The organism is Acetobacteroides hydrogenigenes, from assembly GCF_004340205.1.
Taxonomy (GTDB): Bacteria; Bacteroidota; Bacteroidia; order Bacteroidales; family ZOR0009; genus Acetobacteroides; species Acetobacteroides hydrogenigenes.
Genome location: NZ_SLWB01000005.1, coordinates 232838 through 239123, shown reverse-complemented (window position 1 = coordinate 239123; position 6286 = coordinate 232838). Strand labels below are relative to the sequence as shown.

At 45.2% G+C, this 6286-nt stretch carries 3 protein-coding genes and 1 tRNA gene; 2 read left to right on the top strand and 2 right to left on the bottom strand.

Features of this window, described 5'->3' with window-relative positions; genetic code table 11:
* Positions 1-317: 317 nt before the first annotated feature.
* Complete coding sequence (locus CLV25_RS07435; protein ID WP_131839007.1) at positions 318-1640, bottom strand: alpha-L-fucosidase; 1323 nt, start codon at positions 1638-1640, stop codon at positions 318-320.
* A 318-nt stretch (positions 1641-1958) separates the two neighbouring features.
* Positions 1959-2033 (bottom strand) — tRNA-Ile (locus CLV25_RS07430).
* Between the two features lie 76 nt (positions 2034-2109).
* On the opposite strand from CLV25_RS07430, the gene CLV25_RS07425 reads away from it, so the two are divergent.
* Together CLV25_RS07425 and ileS are read left to right on the top strand one after the other, a co-directional pair.
* The gene (locus CLV25_RS07425) at positions 2110-2781 is read left to right on the top strand and encodes an HAD family hydrolase (RefSeq protein WP_165877025.1); all 672 of its coding nucleotides are present in this window, start codon (positions 2110-2112) and stop codon (positions 2779-2781) included.
* A gap of 123 nt (positions 2782-2904) precedes the next feature.
* Complete coding sequence (gene ileS, locus CLV25_RS07420; RefSeq protein ID WP_131839005.1) at positions 2905-6267, top strand: isoleucine--tRNA ligase; 3363 nt, start codon at positions 2905-2907, stop codon at positions 6265-6267.
* Positions 6268-6286: the final 19 nt, after the last annotated feature.

Here is a 6286-nt window from a genome sequence, read left to right as displayed (position 1 = left end):
CGCTCCCGTTCCCTTCCGTGCCACTCTTCAGCAGCGCCGCTGTTCCCGATTGCGGATGCAAAAGTACGCCCTTTTTCCGAACCTGCAAGCCCTACACCATACTTTACCGCGTTAACGAACGTTGCACGCCTTAGGAAGAGGGCGTTGGAGGGGAAAGTTTTTTTGGGGAAAGAACCATTAAGCCATCAGAAGAAGAATCTAACCAGCACAATTCTCCCCAAAAGAAACACATTCGGCATGCCGAATGCAGAGCGAGCGGAACAAACAGTTTGTTTATTCCGCTCTCTCAATTGAAAAATATATCGCTTATCAAAAATCTACCGCGCTATGCCAACCTCAATAATGGTGTCTATATCATCGAGGGAAATGCCTGCTAGATTTAGCAAATATCCTCCTTTCGTCTTTTTATAGACAACTTTAGATTGTGAGGAACCAAACAGGTTCATTGATTTTACCTTATAAGGAATATCTAAAAGAATCTCATTGTCCGGTTTCTTTAGCATATGGATATATAGCTTATTCCCTTTTTCAGTAACGCATCCCCATTCCTGAGGCCTAATAAAACCACCCTTCGTTCCATAAATTGTAGCTCCATATACATTTATCCACTGCCCTACTTCTGCCAATCGATCCACAAACTCTTGTTGAATTTCACCGTTAGGCATTGGTCCTACATTTAGTAGAAGATTTGATCCGTACCCAGCAGCACGCACTAAATAATGAATAAGGTCCTTTTCTGACTTATATGTTCGATCTGTAATATTAAATCCCCACGAACCATTTATAGTTTCACAGGTTTCCAAAGGAAGATCAGACACATGTTGCCCACTTAATCCCTGCTTGTTTTCACCGGGCAAGTCCCTCTCAAACATCTGAAAATCTTCACCCGGTATAGGTGATAGATGGTGGTTATTTCCTATCAAACAAGTAGGTTGCAGTTTGTGTATTAAAGTGTAAATTTCGTTGTATTTCCAATCTACTTTAGATTTAAGGGTTTTGTCGTTGTCGTTATCAAGCTGATCCCAATGCCCATCAAACCAAATTCCTCCAATTTCGCCATACTGAGTAAGCAGTTCGGTTAGCTGCGCCTTCATGAAGCCTATGTAGCTATCCCAGTTGCTTTTCTCTGTTCTACCCGTATTCTTTCCTGTCCTACCAGTTTCCCATTGGTAGTCGGAACGCGACCAATCGAGAAGAGAGTAATATAAGAAAAGCGTTATCCCCTGCTTATGGCATTCATCAGCAATCTCCTTTACTACATCACGCTTAAAAGGAGTATTCATGATGTTAAAATCGGATTGCTTTGTTGCCCAAAGGCTAAAACCATCGTGATGTCGAGTTATTAATGTGATGTACTTCATCCCCGCATTTTTTGCAGTAGACACCCACTTTGCAGCATCAAAATCTATGGGATTAAAGAACTTTCTCAATTTTTGGTAATCCTGATGGTGTATGTTCCTATTGTTCATAACCCATTCCCCAGCTCCTAAGATAGAAGATGGTCCCCAATGAACGAACATGCCAAACCGAGCGCTATCAAACCAAGTTCTGGCTTTCATATTTTCAGGAGTAGGCGTGTAAGTTTGAGCATGGCTTCCTATCCCGACAAGAAGTGATGCTAGTAACAAAAACAGTCTCATTGCTTTTAAAATTTTGCTTTAGATATGTGATTAACCATATTCGTCTGTCAGGGCGAACACCTAAAGATGAAAGCCGCAGCCCAACAAATAGCACCTAAAGATAGGGGAAAAACAAAATACGATTTATATAGCTGCCTATTTTCTTTTGAACTTTGATCAATAAGTTAGAAGGTACAAATTATCAGACTGGCTTGCGGATAAGCAATGAGATGAGTGTAATCGGTGAATCAGTTTTAATCTGGGAATTCTTGATCGAGATAAATTATAAAAGATATAAAAAAAAACGCCTACAACTACTTGTAAGCGCTTTTTTGCTCGTGGGCCCAGCAGGGCTTGAACCTGCGACCCCCTGATTATGAGTCAGGTGCTACTAACCAACTGAGCTATAGGCCCCGATAATCTTGTTTTGATTTCGTTGTGCAAACTTACATCTTTGCAGAGAATTTACAAAATGTATTCCTCAATTTTTATGGATTTTTCTACCACAAAACCTGTAAATCCTAAGATTCTCAAAAATATAATCTTTGATTTTGGAGGTGTAATCATCAATATCGATTACAGATTAACCGCACGTGCATTCGAAAAGTTAGGTGTTGACAACTTTGAAAACCTCTTTAGCCAGAAAGCCCAATCGCATCTATTCGACAAGTTGGAAACGGGGAAAATAGCCCTTCCTGATTTTCGTAACGAGCTGCGCGACATCATCAATCTCAACCTCTCCGATGAACAAATTGATGCAGGTTGGAATGCCATGCTGCTCGACTACCCCAAGCATAGGCTGGACTTTCTTCGTAATATCCAGCAACATTACCGAACCTTTTTGCTTAGCAATACGAACCAAATACACAAGGATTGCTACTACCGATCATTACACAATGAGCATAGCTTTAACAACCTTGATGTCCTATTCGAAAAACTCTACTTCTCGCACGAAGTAGGCCTACGCAAACCTGATCCTGCAATTTATAAACTCGTTCTAGATCAGAATAGGCTAAAGCCAGAGGAAACCCTGTTTATAGATGATAGCCTACAAAACCTTGCGACTCCCCAGTCATTAGGCATACAAGTGTACCATCTTGCCAATGGCGAAGACATCGTCGATTTTGCAAAAAACACATTGAATTTTACTGGAATAGAATAACAAAAACCGAATAGTAAAGCAATTCTGCAATTAGCACTATATAACCCCCAATTGTTTCATAGAGTTGCATATTAAAAAAGCGAATTCTATTTTTGGGGAATTTTGAAAAAAGAGGTATAACAAATGAGTTCGAAATTTCCTGAGTACAAAGGCTTAGACCTTTCGCAAGTTAACAAGGACGTTCTAAAAACGTGGGAGCAAGACGATACTTTTAAGCAAAGTATTGAAACCAGAGCAGGCCATCCATCATTCGTATTCTACGAAGGGCCACCATCTGCTAACGGAATGCCCGGCATTCACCACGTAATGGCACGTACCATTAAGGACTCATTTTGCCGCTACAAAACTCAAAAGGGATATCTTGTTCACCGCAAGGCGGGATGGGACACCCACGGTCTTCCGGTAGAGCTTGGCGTAGAAAAGATGCTTGGCATCACCAAGGATGATATCGGCAAATCTATCACTGTAGAGGAGTACAACAACACCTGCCGCAAGGAGGTAATGAAGTACACCGATGCTTGGCAAGATCTTACCCATAAGATGGGCTACTGGGTAAACATGGAAGATCCATACATTACCTACGACAACCGCTACATCGAAACCCTTTGGTACCTACTTAAGGAACTGCACAAAAAGGGACTTCTATACAAGGGTTACACCATTCAGCCCTACTCGCCCGCTGCAGGTACTGGTCTTAGTACACACGAGCTTAACCAGCCTGGTTGCTACCGCGATGTGAAGGATACCACCATCGTAGCCCAGTTTAAAGTTGTAAACAACGAAAAATCAGCCTTCCTTTTCGAGGGTGTTGATGCCGATGTTTACTTTATGGCATGGACCACTACCCCTTGGACCTTACCTTCAAACACCGCACTCGCTGTTGGCGAGAAAATCGACTACGTTTCGGTTCGCACCTTTAACCCATACACTGGAATTCCTGTGGTATTGGTTTTGGCGAAACCGCTATTCAGCAAGTATTTTTCTGAAAAGAATAAGGATTTAGCGCTAGCAGATTATAAAGTTGGCGACAAGAATATCCCCTACGTAATTCTAAAGGAATTCAAGGGAAAAGATATTGAAGGACTGCGCTACGAGCAGCTAATGCCCTACCATCAACCAGAAGATGGCGATGCCTTCCGCGTACTCTGCGGCGACTTCGTATCGACCGAAGATGGTACCGGTATCGTACACATTGCACCTAGCTTTGGTGCCGACGACTTCCGTGTGGCTAAGCAAAACGGTATCGGCTCGCTTACCTTGGTTGACAAGTCGGGTAAGTTTATCGATGGCTGCGAAGAGTTCAGCGGCCGCTACGTTAAGAACGAGTACGACCCCAACTACGTAGAGGGAACCGACTCGGTTGACGTTGACATCGCCGTTAAGCTGAAGGCCGATAACAAGGCATTCAAGATCGAGAAGTACGAGCACAGCTACCCACACTGCTGGCGTACCGACAAGCCTGTACTTTACTACCCGCTCGACTCTTGGTTCATCAAGACTACCGCCATCCGCGAAAAGATGCTGGAGCTGAACGACACCATCAACTGGAAACCAGCATCGACTGGAACCGGACGTTTTGGCAAGTGGCTCGAGAACTTGGTAGACTGGAACCTATCGCGCTCGCGCTACTGGGGAACTCCGCTACCCGTTTGGGCTAACGAGGACTACAGCGAGATTAAGTGCATCGGTTCGGTAGCCGAGCTAAAGGAAGAAATCGAGAAGTCGATTGCAGCTGGCTTCATGACCGAGAATCCATTTAAGGACTATAAAGAAGGCGATGTGACGAAGGAGAACTACGACTCGTTCGACCTACACCGTCCACACGTAGATAACATAGTGCTTGTATCGAGCAAGGGAGAGATGATGGCCCGCGAAACCGACCTTATCGACGTTTGGTTCGATTCGGGTGCCATGCCATATGCTCAGGTTCACTACCCATTTGCCATCAGCAAGGAAGAATTCGAGAAGGTTTACCCTGCCGACTTCATTGCCGAGGGGGTAGACCAAACCCGCGGTTGGTTCTTCACCCTACACGCCATCGCTTCGATGCTATTCGACAGCGTATCGTTCAAGAACGTTATCTCGAACGGTTTGGTGCTCGACAAGAACGGCAACAAGATGAGCAAGCGCCTTGGCAATGCCGTTGAGCCATTCCAGGTAATCGAAGATCTTGGTTCCGACCCGCTACGCTGGTACATGGTAACCAACTCGTCGCCTTGGGATAACCTTAAGTTCGACATCGCCGGAGTTGAGGAGGTGAAGCGTAAGTTCTTCGGAACGCTTTACAACACCTACTCGTTCTTTGCGCTATACGCCAACGTCGATGGATTTACCTTCGAGGAGGCAGAAATACCCGTTGAGGAGCGTCCAGAAATCGACCGCTGGATCATCTCGCTGCTTAACTCGCTAATTAAGGAGTGCGAGGATGCGTACGATAGCTACGAGGCAACCCGTGCCGGACGTGCTATCCAAAACTTTGTAACCGAGAACCTATCGAACTGGTACGTTCGCTTGAACCGTAAGCGTTTCTGGGGTGGCGAATACTCTAAGGATAAGATTGCCGCCTACCAGACCCTATACACCTGCTTGGAAACCGTTGCTCAGCTAGGTGCTCCAATCGCCCCATTCTTTATGGATAGGCTATTCATGGACCTTAACGGCATCACCAAGCACTTTGCAGAGAAGAGCGTTCACCTTGCGCTATTCCCTAAGGCTAACGAGCAGTACATCGATAAGAACCTAGAGGAGCAGATGGACCTAGCCCAGCTCGCCTCGTCGATGGTGCTTGCGCTACGCCGCAAGGTAAACATCAAGGTACGCCAGCCGCTTACCAAGATTATGATCCCCGTGCTTGATGCAACCCTAGAGTCTCAGCTTAAGGCTGTAGAAGGGCTTCTCCTAAACGAGGTAAACGTAAAGGAGCTGGAGTATCTACACGAAACCACCGGAATCCTAGTTAAGAAGATTAAGCCAAACTTTAAGACCCTAGGTCCTAAGTACGGCAAGCAGATGAAGGATATATCGGCTGCAGTTGGCGCATTTACCCAAGAGGATATCGCCCAAATGGAGCGCGAGCAGAAGTACACCCTTAACCTTGCATCAGGCGTGGTAGATATGGCAATGGAAGATGTAGAGATCACCTCGGAGGATATCCCAGGATGGCTGGTAGCCAGCGAAGGTAAGCTTACCGTTGCGCTCGACATCACCATTACCGACGAGCTTCGCCAGGAAGGTATTGCCCGCGAGCTCATCAACCGCATCCAGAATATCCGTAAGGATAGCGACTTCGACGTAACCGATAAAGTGGAGATCACCCTAGAGCACCATGCCGAAATCGATGCTGCAGTTGAGAACTTTAAGGAGTACATTGCCGGACAAACCTTAGCCAACAATATTACTTTGGTTAATGAGGTTGTTAATGGCGTAGAACTCGACCTCGACAACGACGTTGTTGTAAAAATTGCTGTAAAAAAAGCTACCGTATAAACAAATTTATCACTAACTT